This is a genomic window from Streptomyces sp. 1-11, from assembly GCF_007176755.1.
Taxonomy (GTDB): domain Bacteria; phylum Actinomycetota; class Actinomycetes; order Streptomycetales; family Streptomycetaceae; genus Streptomyces.
This window is the reverse complement of the sequence record NZ_BJTV01000011.1, coordinates 83,815-103,378: the sequence shown is the minus strand read 5'-3', so window position 1 is coordinate 103,378 and position 19,564 is coordinate 83,815. Positions and strand designations below refer to the sequence as shown.

The 19,564-nt window shown below is 75.0% G+C and carries 16 protein-coding genes; 11 read left to right on the top strand and 5 right to left on the bottom strand.

Translation table 11 applies throughout. From position 1 onward, the window contains the following. Positions 1-56: 56 nt before the first annotated feature. The gene (locus TNCT1_RS23315) at positions 57-905 is read right to left on the bottom strand and encodes a siderophore-interacting protein (RefSeq protein WP_143635328.1); all 849 of its coding nucleotides are present in this window, start codon (positions 903-905) and stop codon (positions 57-59) included. A gap of 42 nt (positions 906-947) precedes the next feature. Continuing rightward, positions 948-1,880 carry a 5'-3' exonuclease gene (locus tag TNCT1_RS23310; RefSeq protein ID WP_235902861.1) on the bottom strand — a complete coding sequence of 311 codons (933 nt, stop codon included), beginning with the start codon at positions 1,878-1,880 and terminating at the stop codon, positions 948-950. Between the two features lie 116 nt (positions 1,881-1,996). On the opposite strand from TNCT1_RS23310, the gene TNCT1_RS23305 reads away from it, so the two are divergent. From TNCT1_RS23305 to TNCT1_RS23280, 5 genes are all read left to right on the top strand, one after another. Next, a complete protein-coding gene (locus TNCT1_RS23305) occupies positions 1,997-3,076 on the top strand; it encodes a glycine betaine/L-proline ABC transporter ATP-binding protein (protein ID WP_143635324.1) in 1,080 nt (359 codons plus the stop codon). Beyond that, positions 3,069-4,880 carry an ABC transporter permease/substrate binding protein gene (locus tag TNCT1_RS23300; RefSeq protein WP_143635322.1) on the top strand — a complete coding sequence of 604 codons (1,812 nt, stop codon included), beginning with the start codon at positions 3,069-3,071 and terminating at the stop codon, positions 4,878-4,880. Before TNCT1_RS23305 ends, TNCT1_RS23300 begins: the two co-directional genes overlap by 8 nt. 413 nt (positions 4,881-5,293) lie before the next feature. Beyond that, complete coding sequence (locus TNCT1_RS23295; protein WP_143635319.1) at positions 5,294-5,866, top strand: helix-turn-helix domain-containing protein; 573 nt, start codon at positions 5,294-5,296, stop codon at positions 5,864-5,866. Between the two features lie 185 nt (positions 5,867-6,051). Then, complete coding sequence (locus TNCT1_RS23285) at positions 6,052-6,771, top strand: helical backbone metal receptor (protein WP_143635316.1); 720 nt, start codon at positions 6,052-6,054, stop codon at positions 6,769-6,771. A 428-nt stretch (positions 6,772-7,199) separates the two neighbouring features. Continuing rightward, positions 7,200-8,129, top strand: coding sequence for a LysR family transcriptional regulator (locus tag TNCT1_RS23280; protein ID WP_143635315.1), 930 nt, complete (start codon positions 7,200-7,202; stop codon positions 8,127-8,129). 67 nt (positions 8,130-8,196) lie between these two features. Here the strand turns inward: TNCT1_RS23280 and TNCT1_RS23275 are convergent, their stop codons facing one another. Continuing rightward, on the bottom strand, positions 8,197-8,871 hold the full coding sequence (locus tag TNCT1_RS23275) for a gamma-glutamyl-gamma-aminobutyrate hydrolase family protein (protein ID WP_174266429.1): 675 nt from the start codon (positions 8,869-8,871) through the stop codon (positions 8,197-8,199). Positions 8,872-8,938: 67 nt separating this feature from the next. After that, positions 8,939-9,691: a FadR/GntR family transcriptional regulator gene (locus tag TNCT1_RS23270; RefSeq protein WP_143635310.1), complete on the bottom strand. Its 753-nt coding sequence runs from the start codon at positions 9,689-9,691 to the stop codon at positions 8,939-8,941. A 96-nt stretch (positions 9,692-9,787) separates the two neighbouring features. On the opposite strand from TNCT1_RS23270, the gene TNCT1_RS23265 reads away from it, so the two are divergent. Genes TNCT1_RS23265 through TNCT1_RS23250 form a run of 4 tightly spaced genes read left to right on the top strand, consistent with a single transcriptional unit; the run spans position 9,788 to position 14,566 of the window. Further along, entirely contained in the window at positions 9,788-11,146 is a 1,359-nt protein-coding gene (locus TNCT1_RS23265; protein WP_143635308.1) for a glutamine synthetase family protein, read from the top strand. A gap of 11 nt (positions 11,147-11,157) precedes the next feature. Then, on the top strand, positions 11,158-12,531 hold the full coding sequence (locus TNCT1_RS23260; protein WP_143635306.1) for an aldehyde dehydrogenase: 1,374 nt from the start codon (positions 11,158-11,160) through the stop codon (positions 12,529-12,531). Continuing rightward, positions 12,528-13,310: a 3-oxoacyl-ACP reductase gene (locus TNCT1_RS23255; protein ID WP_143635303.1), complete on the top strand. Its 783-nt coding sequence runs from the start codon at positions 12,528-12,530 to the stop codon at positions 13,308-13,310. Before TNCT1_RS23260 ends, TNCT1_RS23255 begins: the two co-directional genes overlap by 4 nt. Positions 13,311-13,336: 26 nt before the next feature. After that, the gene (locus TNCT1_RS23250; RefSeq protein WP_143635301.1) at positions 13,337-14,566 is read left to right on the top strand and encodes a haloacid dehalogenase-like hydrolase; all 1,230 of its coding nucleotides are present in this window, start codon (positions 13,337-13,339) and stop codon (positions 14,564-14,566) included. Positions 14,567-14,674: 108 nt separating this feature from the next. On the opposite strand, the gene TNCT1_RS23245 is transcribed toward TNCT1_RS23250, so the two are convergent. Beyond that, positions 14,675-15,877: an amino acid deaminase/aldolase gene (locus TNCT1_RS23245; RefSeq protein ID WP_143635300.1), complete on the bottom strand. Its 1,203-nt coding sequence runs from the start codon at positions 15,875-15,877 to the stop codon at positions 14,675-14,677. A gap of 1,574 nt (positions 15,878-17,451) precedes the next feature. On the opposite strand from TNCT1_RS23245, the gene TNCT1_RS23235 reads away from it, so the two are divergent. Further along, positions 17,452-18,312 (top strand): hypothetical protein, encoded by an 861-nt coding sequence (locus tag TNCT1_RS23235; protein WP_174266413.1) that lies wholly within the window; start codon positions 17,452-17,454, stop codon positions 18,310-18,312. Next, the gene (gene mycP, locus TNCT1_RS23230; protein ID WP_143635297.1) at positions 18,309-19,526 is read left to right on the top strand and encodes a type VII secretion-associated serine protease mycosin; all 1,218 of its coding nucleotides are present in this window, start codon (positions 18,309-18,311) and stop codon (positions 19,524-19,526) included. The genes TNCT1_RS23235 and mycP overlap by 4 nt, the downstream gene beginning before the upstream one ends. Positions 19,527-19,564 lie beyond the last annotated feature (38 nt).

Here is a 19,564-nt window from a genome sequence, read left to right as displayed (position 1 = left end):
CTCCGGGACACGGCCGGCGCCCCGGGACAGGCCCTGGCGGCCGTCGCGGGCCGGGTTCAGGCGGCGGCCGCGCCGCCGTCCTCCTGCTCGGCCTCGATCCGGGCGTTCCACTCCCGCTTCGAGGCCTGCCAGCCGTCCTCGTTGTGGCCGAGGCGCCAGTAGCCGGAGATCGACAGATCCTCGCGCGGGATCTGCAGCTCGACCCGGAACATCCGGCGCAGTTCCTTCACGAACGCCGCCTCGCCGTGCACGAAGGCGTGCGGCCGGCCCTCGGGGAACTCCAGCGCCCGTACGGCCTCCAGCAAGGCCTCGCCCACCGGCCGGTCCCCGCGGTGCAGCCAGACGACCTGCACGTCGGAGTCGATCTTCTGCTCCTCCCCGGGGCCCGACACCTCCACGAAGGCGTGCGCCCGGGCGCCGGCCGGCAGCGTCTCCAGGGCGCGGGCGATCGCGGGCAGCGCGCTCTCGTCACCGGCGAGCAGATGCCAGTCGGCACCCGGATCCGGGGCGTAGGCGCCGCCGGGGCCGATGAAGCGCACCGTGTCACCGGGACGGGCCCGGGTGGCCCAGGGCCCGGCCAGCCCCTCGTCGCCGTGGATGACGAAGTCCAGGGTCAGCTCGCGGTGCCCGGGATCCCAGGCGCGCACGGTGTACGTCCGGGTCACCGGCCACTGCTCGCGCGGGAACTCCGCACGGACCCGCTCCAGGTCGAACGGCTCGGGATAGGTGACGCCCTCGGGGCCGAACAGCAGCTTCACGTAGTGGTCGGTGCAGGTGTCCGCGGCGAACCCGGCGAGACCCTCGCCACCGAGCACCACGCGCTGCATGTGCGGGGTCAGCCGCTCGGTCCGCACCACCTGGGCGGTATAGGGCTTGCGCGGCTTTCGTCCCGGACGCTCTGCCATCACGGCCTCCTGCTGCATTGGTTAGGTTTACCTAAGTTAGCATCACGTACCGAGCGTCGTCAGCAGTCGATCGAGGGAGCCGCCCAGTCCCCAGCGTGCCGCCAGCGCCTCCAGACCCGCCGGGTCGCGCGGAGCGCGCGGCAGAGCGGTGTCGACGTCCGGCAGCGGGACGTCACCGGCCACCCGCACCACCTTCGGCGCGACGGCGAGATAGGGCCGGGCCTCGGTCAGCCGCTTGCGCTGCGACGGCGTGAGCCTGGCCCGCGGGTCGTCGACCGCCGCCATGATCCCCGCCAGGTCGCCGAACTCGGCGAGCAGCTTGGCGGCCGTCTTCTCCCCGATCCCGGGCACGCCCGGCAGGCCGTCGCTCGGGTCGCCGCGCAGCAGCGCCAGATCCGCGTACCCGCGCCCGTCGACCCCATACTTCTCGCGCAGCACCGCCTCGTCGGTGAGCTGCAGCGTGCCGACGCCCTTCAGCGGGTACAGCACCCGGACGCCGCGCCCGTCGTCGACGAGCTGGTACAGGTCGCGGTCGCCGGTGACGATGTCCACGGGCCCGCCGGCCCGCGCGGTGAACGTGCCGATCACGTCGTCCGCCTCGTACCCGGCGACGCCCACCCGGGCGATGCCGACGGCGTCCAGCACCGCCTCGATGACCGGCACCTGCGGGGAGAGGGTGTCCGGCACCTCCTCCTCGTCCGGCCGCGCGCCCTCGTGCCCGACGGCGACCCGGTGCGCCTTGTAGGTCGGGATCAGCTCCACCCGCCATCGCGGCCGCCAGTCGGCGTCCATGCAGGCCACCAGGTGCTGCGGCCGGTGGTCCCGCACCAGCCGGTCGATGAAGTCCAGCAGCCCGCGCACGGCGTTCACCGGGGTGCCGTCCGGCGCCTTCACGGAATCCGGCACGCCGAAGTAGGCGCGGAAGTAGAGCGATGCGGCGTCGAGGAGCATGAGTCGTCCGGTCACGCCTCGCATCATGCCGTACGCCACTGACGCGGCCCGGATGTGACGTAAGACACTTAAAAGTTTGACCAATGCGAACTTGGGGAGGCGCGGCTTCTGTCATGTACGGCCGAGGACGAGAGGCACGCGTGCAACCAAGGCTTGAGGCCGAGCACCTGTTCAAGGTGTTCGGCAGACGACCGGACCAGGCAGTGCGGAGACTGCGCGAGGGCGCCGACCGGGAGGAGCTGCGCGCCGACGGCACCACCGCCGCCGTGATCGACGCGTCCTTCAGGGTGGAGGCGGGCGAGATCTTCGTCGTCATGGGGCTGTCGGGCTCCGGCAAGTCCACTCTGCTGCGGATGCTCAACGGCCTGCTCGAGCCGACCGCCGGCCGCGTCAGCTTCGACGGCCGGGACCTGACCGGGCTCAGCGACCACGACCTGCGCGAACTGCGCTCGAAGAAGATCAGCATGGTCTTCCAGCACTTCGCGCTCTTCCCGCACCGCAGCGTCCGCGACAACGCCGCCTACGGCCTGTCCGTGCAGGGCGTGCCCCGCGCCGAGCGCGAGCGCCGCGCCGACGAGGCGCTCGCCCTGTGCGGTCTGGCCGGCTGGGAGGACTCCTGGCCCGACGAGCTGTCCGGCGGCATGCAGCAGCGCGTCGGCCTCGCCCGCGCCCTGGCCACCGACGCGGACCTGCTGCTGATGGACGAGTCCTTCAGCGCCCTCGACCCGCTGATCCGCCGCGACATGCAGGACCAGCTCCTCGAACTGCAGAAGACCCTGAAGAAGACCATCGTCTTCATCACCCACGACCTCAACGAGGCCATGCGCCTCGGCGATCGCATCGCCGTCATGCGCGACGGCCGGATCGTCCAGACCGGCACCGCCGAGGACATCCTGCTGCGCCCCGCGGACGACTACGTGGCCTCCTTCATCCAGGACGTCGACCGCTCCCGGGTGCTGACCGCCGCCGCCGTGATGGACACCGACGTCCGGGGCGACGAGGCCGACTGCGGCTGCGAGACGGCCGCGCCGGACACGCCCTTCACCGAGCTGTGCGCGATCAGCGCCCGGCTCAGCCACCCGGTCGCCGTCCTGGACGCCGGCCGCGAGCTGGTCGGCGTCGTGCCAAGGCGGCGCCTGGTCGGGCTCATCGGCGACGAACAGGGCGACCCCACCGCCTGCGGCGACGACAACGGCGGGAAGGTGATCGCCCATGCCTAGGATCCATCTCGGCGACTGGGTCGACTCCGGCGTCAACTGGCTCGTCGACCACCTGTCCTGGCTCTTCGACGCGATCCGCGCGGTCATGGAGGGCATGTACGACGGCATCGACGCCGTCCTCGCCGCCCCCGCGCCGCTGCTCATGGCCGGCATCCTCGCGGTGATCGCCTGGTGGCTGCGCGGCCTGGTCGGCGGCGTCCTCGCCTTCGCCGGCTTCGCGCTCGTCGACTCGCTCGGCCTGTGGGACCGGGCGATGTCCACGCTGGCCCTCGTCCTGGTCGCGACGGTCATCGCCCTGGTGATCTCCATCCCGCTGGGCATCTGGGCCGCCCGCTCCAAGGCCGTCAGCGCCGCCGTACGGCCCGTCCTGGACCTGCTCCAGACGATGCCCTCGATGGTCCTGCTGATCCCCGCGATGCTGTTCTTCGGCCTCGGCACCGCCGCCGGCGTCGTCGCCACCCTGATCTTCGCGCTCGCACCCGGCGTCCGCATGACCGAGCTGGGCATCCGGCAGGTCGACGCCGAACTCGTCGAGGCGGCCGAGGCGTTCGGCACCACCCCGCGCGACACCCTGTGGCGCGTGCAGCTCCCGCTCGCGCTGCCGACCATCATGGCCGGCGTCAACCAGGTGATCATGCTGGGCCTGTCCATGGTGGTCATCGCCGGCATGGTCGGCACCGGCGGCCTGGGCGGCGCGGTCAACGAGGCCATCGGCCAGCTCGACATCGGCTACGGCTTCGAGGCGGGCGTCGGCATCGTCGTCCTCGCCATCTACCTGGACCGCGTCACCGGCGCGCTCGGCACCCAGCTCTCCCCGCTGGGCCGCAGGGCCGCCGCCAAGACCCGGACCACCGCCTGGTCGTACCGGCCGCGCCCGGTGGTCGCCGTCGCCGGTGTGGCCGCCCTCGCGCTCGTCGCCGGCGGCCTGGGCGTCTTCGGCTCCACCGGCACCTCCGAGGCCTCCGGCACCGACATCGGCCGGGGCAAGGAGATCAACATCGGCTACATCCCCTGGGACGAGGGCATCGCCTCCACGTTCCTGTGGAAGGAGCTCCTGGAGCAGCGCGGCTTCAAGGTGAACACCACCCAGTACGCCGCCGGCCCCCTCTACACCGGCCTCGCCACCGGCCAGCTCGACTTCGAGACCGACTCCTGGCTGCCCGTCACGCACGCCGAGTACTGGAAGAAGTACGGCGACAAGCTGGACGACCTCGGCAGCTGGTTCGGCCCCACCTCCCTCGAGCTGACCGTGCCGTCCTACGTGAAGGACGTGAACTCCCTGGCGGACCTGAAGGACCACGCCTCCGAGTTCGGCGGCAAGATCGTCGGCATCGAGCCGAGCGCCGGCATGATGGGCCTGCTCAAGGACAAGGTCCTGGGGCAGTACGGCCTGAAGGGCAAGTACGAGGTCGTCGACGGCTCCACGCCCGCGATGCTCGCCGAGCTCAAGCGCGCCTACGCCAAGAAGCAGCCGGTCGTCGTCACCCTGTGGTCGCCGCACTGGGCGTACAGCGACTACGACCTGAAGAAGCTGAAGGACCCGGCCGGCGCCTGGGGCAAGGGCGACGGGGTGCACACCCTCGCCCGCAAGGGCTTCGCCGACGACAACCCCGAGGTCGGCGCATGGCTGAAGAACTTCTCGATGACCGAGAAGCAGCTCACCGGTCTTGAGGCGGAGATCCAGAAGGCCGGCAAGGGCAAGGAGCAGGACGCCGTCCGCACCTGGCTGAAGCGGAACCCGGGCCTGGCCGACAAGTGGGCGCCGATCGACCGCAAGGGCGCCGAGAGCCAGGCGGCCGGGTGACCTGACCGTCCCGACCGCCGCCCGAGGGGTGGGCGCCGCGCGCACGTCGATGCACGTGCCCGCGGCGCCCACCCCTCGCGGCATGACCGGGCCCCGGCACGGCCCGGACGCCTCCCCGACGCCCCCATGACCGCCCAAGGCAAGGATCCGGCCAACCACGGAGCGTCATGGACCCCGCTCCGGCGGAACATCGGGGGCTCTGCGAGCCTTGAACCAGGGGAGACCCGTCCCGCACCGCGCGCCGCCGCACTGGCGCGAACCGTGGGGGTGCGGGCCCACCGGCGTGTCAGGGATGTGACAGGCGCGTGAAACGGTTTGCCGAACATGCGTAGGGTGCAGACAACTCTTCAGGGGACTGCCCGGCGGCGGGCGTCCGGCCGGCGGCACGACGAGTGAAGGAGGGAGCCGGAGCGATGGGCGACCACAAAGAGCAGCAGCCCGTGCGGGTGGGCGCGGCCGTACGGCGGCGCCGTCGCGCGCTGGAGCTGACCCTCGCCGTCGTGGCCGAGCGCACCGGCCTGTCGGTGCCCTTCCTCAGCCAGGTCGAGAACGACAAGGCCCGCCCGAGCCGCGGCTCCCTGGAGAAGCTGGCCGACGCGCTGCGCACCACCGCGGTGGAACTCCTCGCCGCCGCCGACCCGGCGGCCAGCGTCGACGTCGTGCGCGCCGAACCCGTCACCGAGTCGGACTTCCTGCCCCGCACCCGCTCCCTGGTGCGCGGCCACCACCAGCTGCACGCCTCCGAGTTCACCGGCGACCACGACGCCGGCCGCGAGTTCCAGCACCGCAACGACGAGCTGATGTACGTCGCCGACGGCGCCGTCGAGATCGAGGCCGAGGGACGCGCCTACCGCCTGGGCCGCGGCGACACCCTGTACCTGACCGGCGGGGTCCGCCACCGCTGGCGCGCCACCGTCCCGGACACCCGGGTGATCGTGGTGGCGGTCGCCGAGCACATCGAGGCCGTGCAGGACCGGGCGCGCTAGGTCGTGTCCGCAAAGTCCCGTCGTCCGCCCGGAGGGCGGGCCCCGCGGCGTCCGGTGCGTGCTCTCGGCGTGCCGGGCGGAGGCACTCGTACTGGACGTACCCGGGGCTTCGCCCGGTGCGGCGAGAGTGCGTGCCGGGCGCTGCGGGGCAGGCGGGACTTTGCGGACACGACCTAGGAGCCGTGGTGCGCGTGGTCTCCCTGGTGCCGTCGCTGACCGAGGCGGTGGCCGCGACGCTGCCCTGCGCGCTCGTGGGGGTCACCGACTGGTGCACGCACCCGCCGGGCCTCGAAGCCGTCCGGATCGGCGGCACCAAGAACCCGGCCGTGGACCGCATCCTCGCCCTCGCCCCCGACCTGGTGATCGCCAACGAGGAGGAGAACCGCGCCCCCGACCTGGACGCCCTGCGCGCGGCGGGTCTCGGCGTGCTGGTCACCGAGGTGCGGACGGTGCCCCAGGCGTTCCGCGAGCTGGACCGGGTGCTGACGGCCTGCGGCGCCCCGGCCCGGCCCGGCTGGCTGGACCGGGCGGAGGCCGCCTGGACGGACCTGCCGGAGCCGCCGGCCCGGACGACGGCGGTCGTGCCCGTCTGGCGCCGCCCCTGGATGGTGCTGGGCCGGGACACCTTCGCGGGCGACGTCCTGGCCCGCCTCGGCGTGGACCACGTCTACGCCGGGCACCCCGACCGCTACCCCCGGGCGCCCCTGGCGGAGCTGGTGGCGGCCGCCCCGGACCTGGTCGTCCTGCCCGACGAGCCCTACCGCTTCACCGCCGCCGACGGTCCCGAGGCCTTCCCCGGCCTGAGCTGCGCGCTGGTCAGCGGGCGCCACCTGACCTGGTACGGCCCGTCGCTGACCGAGGCGCCACGGGTGCTGGGCGAGGCCCTCGCGGCGGCTCGCCGCTGAGCGGCCCGGTACCGTCCCGGAAGCGGCCGCCGGTCACGCGGCCGGCCGGCCGGCGCAGGGCAGGGGTCACGCGGTGCCGTTCGTGCGGCCCACCTTTGCTCGGCACCGGCACCGGCACCGGCCGGTCGTCGAGAGCGGTCGCTGGTCCAGCGGTGATCGCCGGCTCGTGACGGTCGCCGGTCGTGCCACGCCCTGGCCCGCCTCTGTCGCCGGCTCCGCGACGGTCGCCGGGCGCGTGTTGGCGGTGGCTGGGCTCGTGACGCCGGTCCTGTGACGGCCCCGTGACGGCTGCTGGTCCCACACCGCTCGCCGGGCGGCTCGGTGGCCGGCGCAGGGCGGGGTCCCACGGGCTCGGACGCGCACTCCAGTCGTACCGGTCGCCGGTCCGGCCGGGGAGTGCCGGTGTGCGCCGGGCATAAGCTGGTCTTATGAGCGAGCGGAACGCGACGGACGACGGCCCGGCCGGCGGCTCGCTGGCGCACCGGGTGCCCGATCTCGGCGCGTTGGAGCTGCTGCTGGCCGTGGCGCGGCTGGGCAGTCTGGGCGCGGCGGCGCGGGAGGTCGGCATCACGCAGCCGGCCGCCAGCAGCCGCCTTCGCTCCATGGAGCGGCAGCTCGGCGTGGCCCTGGTCGACCGCTCGCCACGCGGTTCCCGGCTGACGGACGCGGGCGCCCTGGTGACCGACTGGGCCCGGCGGGTGGTGGAGGCGGCGGCCGCCTTCGACGCGGGCGCACGTGCGCTGCGCGACCGGCGGGACTCCCGGCTGCGTGTCGCGGCGAGCATGACCATCGCCGAGTACCTGCTCCCGGGCTGGCTGCTCGCCCTGCACGCCGAGCGGCCCGACACCGCGGTGTCCCTGCTCGCGGGCAACTCGGCGAAGGTCGCGGAACTGCTGCTGGACGGCGAGGCCGACCTCGGCTTCGTGGAGGGCCTGACGGTCCCGGCCGGCCTGGACTCGGCGGTGGTCGCCCGGGACCGGCTGATCGTCGTCACGGCGCCCGGCCACCCCTGGGCCCGCCGCCGGCGCCCGCTCACCCCGTCGGAGCTGGCGGCCACCCCGCTCATCCTGCGCGAACGCGGCTCCGGCACCCGCCAGGTGCTGGACACGGCGCTGGGCGGTCTGGCCCGGCCGCTGATCGAGCTGTCCTCGACCACGGCGGTGAAGGCCTCGGCGGTGAGCGGCGCCGGCCCGTCGGTGCTCAGCGAGCTGGCGGTGGGGGAGGAGCTGGCGATGCGGCGTCTGGTGCGCATACCGGTCGAGGGCGTCGCCCTGCGCCGCGAGCTGCGCGCGGTCTGGCCGACGGGGCACCGCCCCACCGGCCCGGCCCGCGAACTGCTGTCGCTGACGAAGGGCTAGCGCCGCGACGGGCCCCGCCCTCGCCCCCGCCCTCGCCCTCGCCCGGCCGACGGGGTTCGGGATGATCTCAGGGCGTGGCGGCCCGTACCAGGGCTCGCATGACCCGGGTGTCGTCGCCCATCTCCGGATGCCACTGCACCCCGAGCACCCACCCCTCCTCCGGTGGCAGTTCGACCGCCTCCACGGTCCCGTCCGGTGCGTGGGCGGACGGCAGCAGTCCCGTGCCGAGCCGGTCCACCGCCTGGTGGTGGTACGTCGGCACGGTCAGCTCCTCCGGGACGATCCCGGCGTACCGGGTGCCCGGCACAGGCTTCACCGCGTGTCCGCCGAAGACGCCGACCAGCTCCGCGTGCCCGTCGAGGTGCTGCACGAGCGTGCCGCCGAGGGCGACGTTCAGCAGTTGCATGCCCCGGCAGACCCCCAGCAGCGGCACGCCCACCGCCAACGCCGCCTCGATCAGGGCCAGTTCCCAGGCGTCCCGCTCCGGCGCGGGCGGCCCCGTGCGGGGAGAGCGCTCGGCGCCGTAGCGCGCCGGGTCGACGTCCGGGCCGCCCGCGACGACCAGCCCGTCCAGCCGGGCGACGGCAGCGGCGGCCATCGCTGGCTCGTCCGGCGGCAGCATGGCGGCCAGCGCGCCGGCCCGCTGCACCAGCCGCGGGTACGCGGCCGGCAGCAGCGCGGCCTCCAGCTCCCACACCCCCCACCGCGCACCCGGCTCCAGATAGGTGCTCACACCGATCAGCGGCCGCACGTGTTCACCGCCCTTCCCGAAGTGCAAAGGTCCGTCCGCGTACCTTTCCGGCGCCCGGTCATGCCAGGAACCCCCGCAGTAGCGCCGCCGTGCCCGCGCAGTGCTCGCGCATCATCTCCCGCGCCCCGTCCGCGTCCCCGTCCAGCACCGCCTCGACCAGCGCGGTGTGCTGCCGCTGCGAGTGCTCCAGGTTGCGCACCAGCAGCGGGATGCAGTCCAGCAGGTCGTTGACGCTCGCCCGGACCGCCGCGTACCGGGCGGCCAGCGACGGCGAGCCGCACAGCCCGGCCAGCGTCAGGTGCAGCAGCGTGTCCTGCCGCCGGTAGTCGGCGAGCGGCGCCTCATGGGTGCGGCGCAGCGCCTCGCGCAGCCGCCCGGCCTGCTTAGGGGCCAGCCCGTGCGCCGCGCACAGCCCGGCAGCGCCCACCTCCAGCACCTCCCGGAAACGCAGCACGTCCTCGATGTCCACCTCGGCGATCCGCCGCCGCAGCTCGTCCTCGCCGCCCGCGTCCGCGCGCGGCAGCACGAACGTCCCGCCGTAGCGGCCGCGCCGCGACTCCACAAGACCCTGGTCGTGCAGCACCTTCAGCACCTCGCGCAGCGTCACCCGGCTGATGCCGAGCCGTTCCGCCAGCTCCCTCTCGGCGGGCAGCCGTTCGCCGCCCGGCACCAGCCCGAGCCGCACCACCTGGAGGATCTGCTCCAGCGCCTCCTCGAAGCCGTTGCCCGCCCGTACCGGCCGCAGCACCGGAGCGAGCCGGTCCCGCCCCGCCCTCTCGTGCGCCCCCCGCGCGTCCGTTTCCCGCGGCATGCGGCCGTGCCCCCTTCCCAGCCAATGGTTCCCGGCAATACCTTATGGCTCCCGGTCCGGCCGAAAAAGCGCCGAACAGCCGAAGGAGGATCTCCCGTGGCAGACCGCACACCCCCGCTGAGCGTCGAGGAACTGCGCGCCCTCGTCGCCGGCGGTGAGATCGACACGGTCGTCCTGGCCTTCCCCGACATGCAGGGGCGGCTGCAGGGCAAGCGGTTCGCCGCCCGCTTCTTCCTCGACGAGGTCCTGCACCACGGCACCGAGGGCTGCAACTACCTGCTCGCCGTCGACACCGAGATGAACACGGTCGACGGCTACGCGATGTCCTCCTGGGACCGCGGCTACGGCGACTTCGCCATGCGCCCGGACCTCGCCACCCTGCGCCGCGTCCCCTGGCACCCCGGCACCGCCCTGCTCGTCGCCGACCTCGCCTGGAGCGACGGCTCACCGGTCGCCGTCGCGCCCCGCCAGGTCCTGCGCCGCCAGCTCGAGCGGCTCGCCGGGCTCGGCTACACCGCGCAGGCCGGCACCGAGCTGGAGTTCATCGTCTTCAAGGACAGCTACGAGCAGGCCTGGGACGCGGACTACCGGGGCCTGACCCCGGCCAACCAGTACAACGTCGACTACTCCATCCTCGGCACCGGCCGCGTCGAGCCCCTGCTGCGCCGGCTGCGCAACGACATGGCGGGCGCCGGCCTGACCGTCGAGTCCGCCAAGGGCGAGTGCAACCCCGGCCAGCACGAGATCGCCTTCCGCTACGACGAGGCCCTCGTCACCTGCGACCAGCACGCCCTGTACAAGACCGGCGCCAAGGAGATCGCCGCCCAGGAGGGCGTCTCCCTCACCTTCATGGCCAAGTACAACGAGCGCGAGGGCAACTCCTGCCACATCCACCTCTCGCTCGCCGGCGCCGACGGCGCCAACGCCATGGCGGGGCCCGACGGGATGTCCGACGTGATGCGGCACTTCCTCGCCGGGCAGCTCGCGGCCCTGCGCGACTTCTCCCTCCTCTACGCCCCCAACATCAACTCCTACAAGCGGTTCCAGCCCGGCTCCTTCGCGCCCACCGCCGTCGCCTGGGGCCACGACAACCGCACCTGCGCGCTGCGCGTCGTCGGCCACGGCCGCTCCCTGCGCTTCGAGAACCGCCTCCCCGGCGGCGACGTGAACCCCTACCTCGCCGTGGCCGGACTGGTCGCCGCCGGACTGCACGGTGTCGAGCAGCGGCTCGAACTGCCCGAGCCCTGCCCCGGCAACGCCTACACCGCGGACTACGAGCACGTGCCCACCACCCTGCGCGAGGCCGCCGAACTCTGGGAGAACAGCCCCCTTGCCAAGGCCGCCTTCGGCGACGAGGTGGTGGCCCACTACCGGAATATGGCCCGCGTCGAACTGGCCGCATTCGACGCCGCGGTCACCGACTGGGAACTGCGCCGCTCCTTCGAACGCCTGTGAAAGGTCCTCACGTGTCCGACCCGCACGAGCTGAAGGTCCTCAACCCCGCCACCGAGGAGGTCGTCGCCACCGTCCCCGCCGCCGGCGCGCGGGACGTGGACGCCGCCGTCGCGCGGGCCGCCCGCGTCCAGCCGAAGTGGGCCGCGCTCCCGCCCGCCGACCGCGCCCGGCTGCTGCGCCGCTTCGCCGACACCGTCGACGGCCACCTGGAGGAACTGGCCCGGCTCGAGGTCCGCGAGGCCGGGCACACCATCGGCAACGCCCGCTGGGAGGCCGGCAACGCCCGCGATCTGCTGCTGTACGCGGCCGGCGGCGCCGAGCGCGTCCTCGGCAGCCAGATCCCCGCTCCCGGCGGCTGGAACGTCACCTTCCACGAACCCCTCGGCGTCATCGGGGTGATCGCCCCCTGGAACTTCCCCATGCCCATCGCCGCCTGGGGCTCCTTCCCGGCGCTCGCCGCGGGCAACGCCGTCGTCCTCAAGCCCGCCGAGACCACCCCGCTCACCGCCCTGCGCCTCGCCGGACTCGCCCTGGAGGCGGGGCTCCCCGAGGATCTGTTCCAGGTGCTGCCCGGCCACGGCCACACCGCCGGCCGCGCACTGGTGGACCACCCGGACGTCGCCAAGATCGTGTTCACCGGCTCCACGGGCACCGGCCGCGAGGTGATGGAGCGCTGCGCCCGGCTGGTCAAGCCGGTCACCCTGGAACTCGGCGGCAAGAGCCCCAGCGTCGTCTTCGCCGACGCCGACCTCGAGGCCGCCCTCGACCCCTTCTCCTTCCTGGACAACGCCGGCCAGGACTGCTGCGCCCGCACCCGGATCCTGGTCCAGGAACCGGTGTACGAGCACGCCCGCGAGTTCCTCGCCGACGCGCTGGCCGCCGTCGTCGTGGGCGACCCGGCCGACGAGAAGACGCAGATGGGCCCGCTGATCTCCCGGCGGCAACTCGACCGCGTACGGTCCTACGTCCCCGACGACGCGCCGGCCCTGCGCGGCGCCGCGCCCGACGGCCCCGGCTTCTGGTTCCCGCCTACCGTGCTCACCGGCGAGCGGCCCGGCTCCCCGGCGGCCCGCGAGGAGATCTTCGGCCCGGTCGCCGTCCTGCTGCCGTTCACCGACGAGGAGGACGCGGTCCGCCTCGCCAACGACACCCCCTACGGCCTGTCCGGCTCCGTGTGGACCCGGGACGTCGGCCGCGCGCTGCGCGTCTCGCGGGCCGTCCGCGCGGGCAACCTGTCCGTCAACTCCCACTCCAGCGTCCGCTACTGGACCCCGTTCGGCGGCTTCAAGCAGTCCGGACTCGGCCGCGAACTCGGCCCCGACGCCCTGACCGCCTTCACCGAGACCAAGAACGTCTTCATCAGCACGGAGGGCCCCGCACAGTGAACGCAGAACCCGTCTGCCGCCGCCTGGCCGGCCGCACCGCCGTCGTCACCGGAGCCGGCAGCGGCATCGGCCTCGCCAGCGCCCGCAGGCTCGCCTCCGAAGGCGCCCACGTCGTCTGCGGCGACGTCGACGAGGTGACCGGCAAGGCCGCCGCCGACGAGACCGGCGGACTCTTCGTCCAGGCCGACGTCACCGACCCCGCTCAGGTCGAGGCGCTGTTCGCGGCGGCGTACGACACCTACGGCAGCGTCGACATCGCCTTCAACAACGCCGGCATCTCCCCGCCCGACGACGACTCCATCCTGGACACCGGCCTGGAGGCCTGGAAGCGCGTCCAGGAGGTCAACCTCACCTCCGTCTACCTGTGCTGCAAGGCCGCCATCCCCTACATGCGGCGGCAGGGCCGGGGCTCCATCATCAACACCGCGTCCTTCGTGGCCCGGATGGGAGCGGCCACCTCGCAGATCTCCTACACCGCCTCGAAGGGCGGCGTGCTCGCGATGTCCCGTGAGCTGGGCGTGCAGTTCGCCCGGGAGGGGATCAGGGTCAACGCCCTGTGCCCGGGGCCGGTCGACACCCCGCTGCTGCGGGAGCTGTTCGCCAAGGACCCGGAGCGGGCCGCGCGCCGCCTGGTGCACATCCCGGCCGGGCGGTTCGCCCGGGCCGAGGAGATCGCCGCCGCCGTCGCCTTCCTGGCCAGCGACGACTCCTCCTTCGTCAACGCCACCGACTTCCTGGTGGACGGCGGGATCTCGGGCGCGTACGTCACCCCCCTGTAAGGGGCAAAGGTGTACGGTCCGCGCACATGCGACAACTTCTCGCGTGGACCCTGGCAGCGGCCGCCGCCCTGGCGGCCGCGCCCACCGCGCCGGCGGCGCGCCCCGACTGCCCCCGGCTGACCACCTCCTGGCACGGCGACAACCGCGCCCGGCTGCAACGCGTCATCGACGCCCGCGGCACCTGTTCCGGGCACACCGGCGCGGTCGCCGCGTTCGACTGGGACAACACCGTCACCAAGAACGACGTCACCGACGCCACCCTCTCCTGGGCGCTGCGCCACGACCGCCTGCCGCGTCCCGCCCGCTGGAAGGACACCAGCGCCTGGCTGACCGAGGCCGCCGACCGGGCCCTGACCGCCGCCTGCGGCACCGGGGCAGGCGCACCGCTGCGCACCTCGGCCGAGCCCCGCTGCACGGACGAGATCCTCGAGATCCGCGAGAACGCCACCACCATGAGCGGCGCCCCCGCCTTCGCGGGCCACTGGAACCACCGGCGCACCGTGCCGCAGTACGCCTGGGTCCCCCAGCTCTTCGCCGGCCGCACCCCCGCCGAACTCGCCTCCTACACCCGCGCCGCCCGCCGCGAGGCCCTGGCCGCCCCGGTCGGCGCGACCCGCGTCCTCGGCACCCACACCGTCCCCGCCTACGTCCGCCCCTACGGCCAGATGCGCGACCTCATCCGGACCCTGCACCGGGCCGGATTCCGGGTCTACGTCGTCTCGGCGGGCGCCGAGCCCGTCACCGAGGTGTGGTCGAAGGGCGTCGGCGTGGACGCGGCCCACACGATCGCCATCCGCCCGGTCCTGGACCGCCGGGGCCGGATCACCACCCGTGACGAAGGCTGCGGCGGCGTCCCGGCGACCCGGGGCGCGGTGATCCCGTACATCGACGGCAAGCGCTGCTGGATCAACCAGGAGGTCTACGGCGTGCGGGGCGCCGCCGCCTGGCAGCGGCAGCCCTGGCGGCGGCGGCCCGCCCTCGCGGCCGGCGACGCCGACACCGACGTCACCTTCGTCGGCGACGCCACCGGCGCCCACCTCGTCATCGACCGCGGCAAGCCGGAACTGATGTGCCGGGCCTACGACGACGCCGACGGGCGCTGGCTGGTGAACCCCATGTTCATCGACCCGCTGCCGCGCCGGACCACGCCGTACCCGTGCTCGGCCACCGCCTGGACCGCGCCGGACGGCACGCCCGGACCGCTGCTGCGCCCCGACGGCTCGGTGGTGCCGGACCAGGCCGGCCGCACCACTTGAGCGGACGGCGGGCGCGGCTCACCGGGGCGGCCACCGGTCGATGCCCGGTGGGGCTCACCGGGACGCGCACCACCGGTCAGGGCCCGGGGGTGCGCGCCCCGGCGCGGTTCACAGGAAGGTGTGGCCCTCGCCGCGGTAGGTGGGCACGGTGGCCGTGACCGTGTCGCCCTCGATCAGGTGCAGGACGTCGAACCGCTCGCACAGCTCGCCCGCCTTGGCGTGCCGGAACCACACCTTGTCGCCGATCAGCAGGTCGTCGGCGGGCGGGCCGAGCAGCGGGGTCTGCACCTCGCCGGGCCCCTCCTGCGGGTCGTACGCCAGCCCCTCCGGCAGATGAGGAACCGGCAGCCGGTCGGGCCCGGCGGCGCCGGAGGCCGGATAGCCGCCGCCCAGCACCGTGACGACGCCCACGCCGGGCCGCCGCACGACGGGCTGTGCGAACAGGGCGGCCGGACGCCCGGTGAAGGACGTGTAGTTGTCGAACAGCCGGGGCACGTAGAGCCCGGAACCGGCCGCGATCTCGGTGACCGCGTCCTCGGCGGCGGTGTGCTGCACGCTGCCCGTGCCGCCGCCGTTGACGAACTCCAGGCCGGGTGCCACGGCGCGTACCGCCCGCACCACGGCCGCGCGCCGCTCGGCCAGTTCGCGCCGCGCCGCGGCCTGCATCAGCCGGACCGCCCGTGAGCGCAGCGGCCGCCCGGCCACCGCGTCCCCGACCCCGGCGACATGGCCCTCGTACGCCATGACGCCGACCAGCCGGAAGCCCGGACGCCGCGCCACCGACCGTGCCAGTTCGGCGAGTTGGGCGGGGGAGTGCAGCGGCGAGCGCCGGGCCCCGATCCGCACCCGGCCGCCCAGCAGCCGCAGCGAGGTGTCCAACTCCAGGCACACGCGCACCACTTCGCGTCCGCCGTCCCGGGCCGCGTCGATCAGGTCGAGCTGGGCCACGTCGTCCACCATCACGGTGACCGCGCCGGCGAGCTTGGGGTCGGCGGCCAGCTCCGCGAAACCCGCCCGGTCGGCGGACGGATAGGCGAGGAGGACGTCGTCGAACCCGGAGCGGGCCAGCCACAGGGACTCGGCGAGGGTGAACGACATGACGCCCTGGAAACCGTCCCTGGCCAGGACCCGTTCCAGCAGGGCGCGGCAGCGCACGGACTTGCTGGCGACCCGGATCGGCTTGCCGCCGGCCCGGCGCCGGAGGTCGTCCGCGTTCGCGTCGAACGCGTCCAGGTCCACGATCGCGAGGGGGGCGTCGAGATGGGCGGTGGCCCGGTCGTAACGGGCCCGGTCGGCGGCGCGCGCAGTCATGACGGAAGCCTGCCAGACAGGATTACCGCAGGGTAGGGGGACGATACGGGCAGATGCCCCGGGCTCGTGGACTGGTTCTCGTTCCCTCCGGGAGAACCCGTAGAGTGACGCGCACGACGGCGGAACGCGCCCGGCCCGCATCGCCTGAACCGGGATGCCGGTCCAGCCGTACGGGTATGCGTGCCCGGACGGAGCTTCGCACCGGGCACGGCCGAGAGCACAGCGGCCCGCCGACGACGACGGCCCGGGCACGAGGAAACGGGGGGTGCATGAGCACGGAAGCGCGCCGCGCCCCGCTCCCACCACGCCCCGCCACCCCGCCCCCCGGCGCCCGAGCGGGCCGGGACGGCGCGGCGGCCGGAGACGGAGCCGAAGCCACCGCTGACCGAGGACAGGGCGCGACGCGTTCCGCCGCCGCCGCGCCCGCAGCCGCGCAGGGCGTCCGAGTCGGTGGCCGGGGGGTCGCGCGTGGGGCCGTCGGGCAGCAGGCTCCGGGCCGGGCCGAAGGAGTCCCCGCCGGCGCCGCGCCCGCTGTGCCGTCGGGTGACGACGCCGACGACGACGAGCCCTCCGTCTTCACGCCGCGCGCCGCGCGGAACCAGGTCGGCCAGGACACGGCGCGGACGCGCCGGCGCGGCGAGCGGTCCGGCGCCGCCGACGGGGGCGAAGGGCCCCGTTTCCCCGTCTTCCCCGGGCCCGCCGTGCCCGGCGCCGCCGACCCGGGCCCGCCTCCGCCGCCCGCCTCCGCCCGCTTCCCCGACACCCCGCCGGCCCGCCGGCCGGGCGCCCCGGCCGAGGCCCTGTCGGAGACGACGACCCGGCTGCGGCCGATTCCGTCGGCGCCCGAGCAGCGCGGTTCCGGTCCGGCCATGCCGGCGCCGACGCGGCCCGGTGCTCCCGCCGAAGCCGTGCCGGAGACGACGACCCGGCTGCGGCCGACGCCGCAGGCGCCCGAGCAGCGCCGCTCCGGATCCTCCCTGGAGCCCGCCGCCGCGGGCCTCGCGGGCTCCGCCTCGACGGCGGTCACCGGCGGTCCCGAGTCCGAGCAGCCGCCCGCCCCCGCCCGCTCGTCCTCAGCACAGCCGCCCGCCCTCACGCGCCCGTCCGCACAGCCTGCTTCCGCCTACCCGGCGTCAGCGGAGCCGCCTGCTCCTGCCGGCCCCGTTTCACAGCAGCCGCCCGCGCCCGCGCGTCCGGCCGTGCCGCCTGCGTCGGCCTACCCGGCGTCAGCGCAACTGCCCGCCCCCGCGCGTCCGTCCGCACAGCCGGCCCCCGCCTACCCGGCACCGGCACAGCCGCCCGCGCCGACCCGCCCGTCCGCACAACCCGCCTCGACCCACCCGGCACCAGCACAGCCGCCCGCCCCCGCGCGTCCGTCCGCACAACCCGCGTCGGCCTACCCGGCACCGGCACAGCCGCCCGCCCCCGCGCGTCCGGCCGTGCCGTCGCAGCCCGCGCCGGTCCCCGGTGCGGGAGCCTCGTCCGTCTCCGCGCCGACCTCCGGGTCCGTCGCCCGTGACGGGCGGGCCGGGTGGAGTCCGGCTGATCCGGCGTACCCCGGGAGCCCCGCGCCGGTGTCGCCGGACCCCGGTCTGTCGTGGGGCGCCGGTGGGGCCGGGCGGCCCGTCGTGTCGTTCGGGGTGCCCGAGTACGGTGAGCGGCCGCGGACCCGGACCCCCGCGTGGCTGGGGCCCCGCGCGGCCGCCGCGGCGGCCTGTCTGGTCCTCGGTCTCGGCCTCATCGGCGGTGCGGCGACCGGGAGCTGGCTCACCGGCGACGGCGCCGACGGGAAGGCCGGCACCGGGTTCAGCGCGGCCGGCGCGCTGTGGCACAGCGTCCCCGTGGACAAGCTGTTCCCGCCCGTCGTCCAGGGCACCGGCGCCGGCCCCGGCGGCGCCGACCGGACCTGGACCCGGATCGCCGTCGCCCCGGACAGCGGCTGCGCCGGGGCCTTCGACCCGCTGCTGCGCGAGGTACTCGCCCCGGTCGGCTGCCGGAGGCTGCTGCGCGCCACGTACACCGACGCCACCCAGAGCCATGTCACCACCGTGGGCCTGATGTTCACCAAGGGCGACCCCGCCGCCATGTCCGCCCTCGCCGCCCGTTTCCGCGACGAGCACCTGGACCGGCGCACCGACCTGATGCCCCGGCCGTACGCGGCCAAGGGCACCGCCGCGGCCCTGTTCGGCGACGGGCAGCGCGCCGCCTGGACCGTCTCCGTCCTCACCGACGCCCCGGTCGTCGCCTACGCCGTCTCCGGCTGGGCCGACGGCCGTACCGTCGACTCGCCGCAGCCCGCCGCCGAGGCCGTACGGGCCGGCGCCGCCTCGGCCGCCGCTCAGGCCGGCCTCGGGCAGGAGGCGCAGGGCCTGGCCGACCGCGTCGAACGCCGGCTGCGCCAGACCGCCGGACCGGCCACGGAGAGCCCCTCATGAGGCGACTCCCGCGCCGGAGCCGGCGCCTGAGCGGGGTGGGGTCAGCGGTGAGCCTGCTGCTCGCCGGCTCCCTCGTCCTGCTGCCGTCCGCCGCCGCCCGCGCCGACGGCATCCGCGCCCAGCAGTGGAGCCTGTCCGCCCTGCGTCTGGACGAGGCCTGGCACACCACCAAGGGCCGGGGTGTCACCGTCGCCGTGCTGGACACCGGCGTCGACGCCGGCCACCCGGACCTGACCGGCAACGTCCTGGCCGCGAAGGACATGATCGGTTTCGGCGCCGGCCCCGGAGACCGGGAGTGGGCCCGGCACGGCACCGCCATGGCCGGCATCATCGCCGGTCACGGCCACGGCGCCGGCCGCACCGACGGCGTCATGGGCGTCGCCCCCGAGGCGAAGATCCTTCCCGTGCGGGTCATCCTCGAGGACGGCGACTCCGCCCGCGGCAAGGCCCGCACCACCCGGGGCAACGCCCTCGCCGACGGCATCCGCTGGGCCGCCGACCACGGCGCCGACGTCATCAACCTCTCCCTCGGCGACGACTCCGACTCCGCCCACCCGGAGCCCGGCGAGGACGAGGCCGTGCAGTACGCCCTGAAGAAGGGCGTGGTGGTCGTGGCCTCCGCGGGCAACGGCGGCGCCAAGGGCGACCACGTCTCCTACCCGGCCGCCTACCCGGGCGTCATAGCGGCCACCGCCGTCGACCGCTACGGCACCCGCGCCTCCTTCTCCACCCGCCGCTGGTACGCGGCGGTCAGCGCGCCCGGCGTGAACGTCGTGATCGCCGACCCCGACCACAAGTACTACGAGGGCTGGGGCACCTCGGCCGCCGCGGCCTACGTCTCGGGCGCCGCGGCGCTGATCAAGGCGGCCCGCCCGGGGCTGGCCCCGGCCCAGGTGAAGAAGGTGCTGGAGGACACCGCCCGCGACGCCCCGGTCGGCGGCCGGGACGACTCACGGGGCTTCGGCATGATCGACCCCGCGGCGGCCCTGAAGGCCGCGGCCCGCCTCCAGCCCCGGAGCCTGCGCCCGGCGTCGTACGGGAAGGAGTACTTCGGCCCCGGCCCGGACACCGCCACGGCCACGGGCTCCGCCTCCGGCTGGGCGGGCCCGCTCGCGGGCGGCGCCGGCGCGGTGCTGCTGGTGGCCGGCGTGGTCCTGTGGCGGGGCCGCGACCAGGGCCGGCGGCGCGACGAGGAGTACGGCGAGGAGTACTGAGGCCCGGCGCCTCCCGCCCGCCCCGTGGCGGACGACGG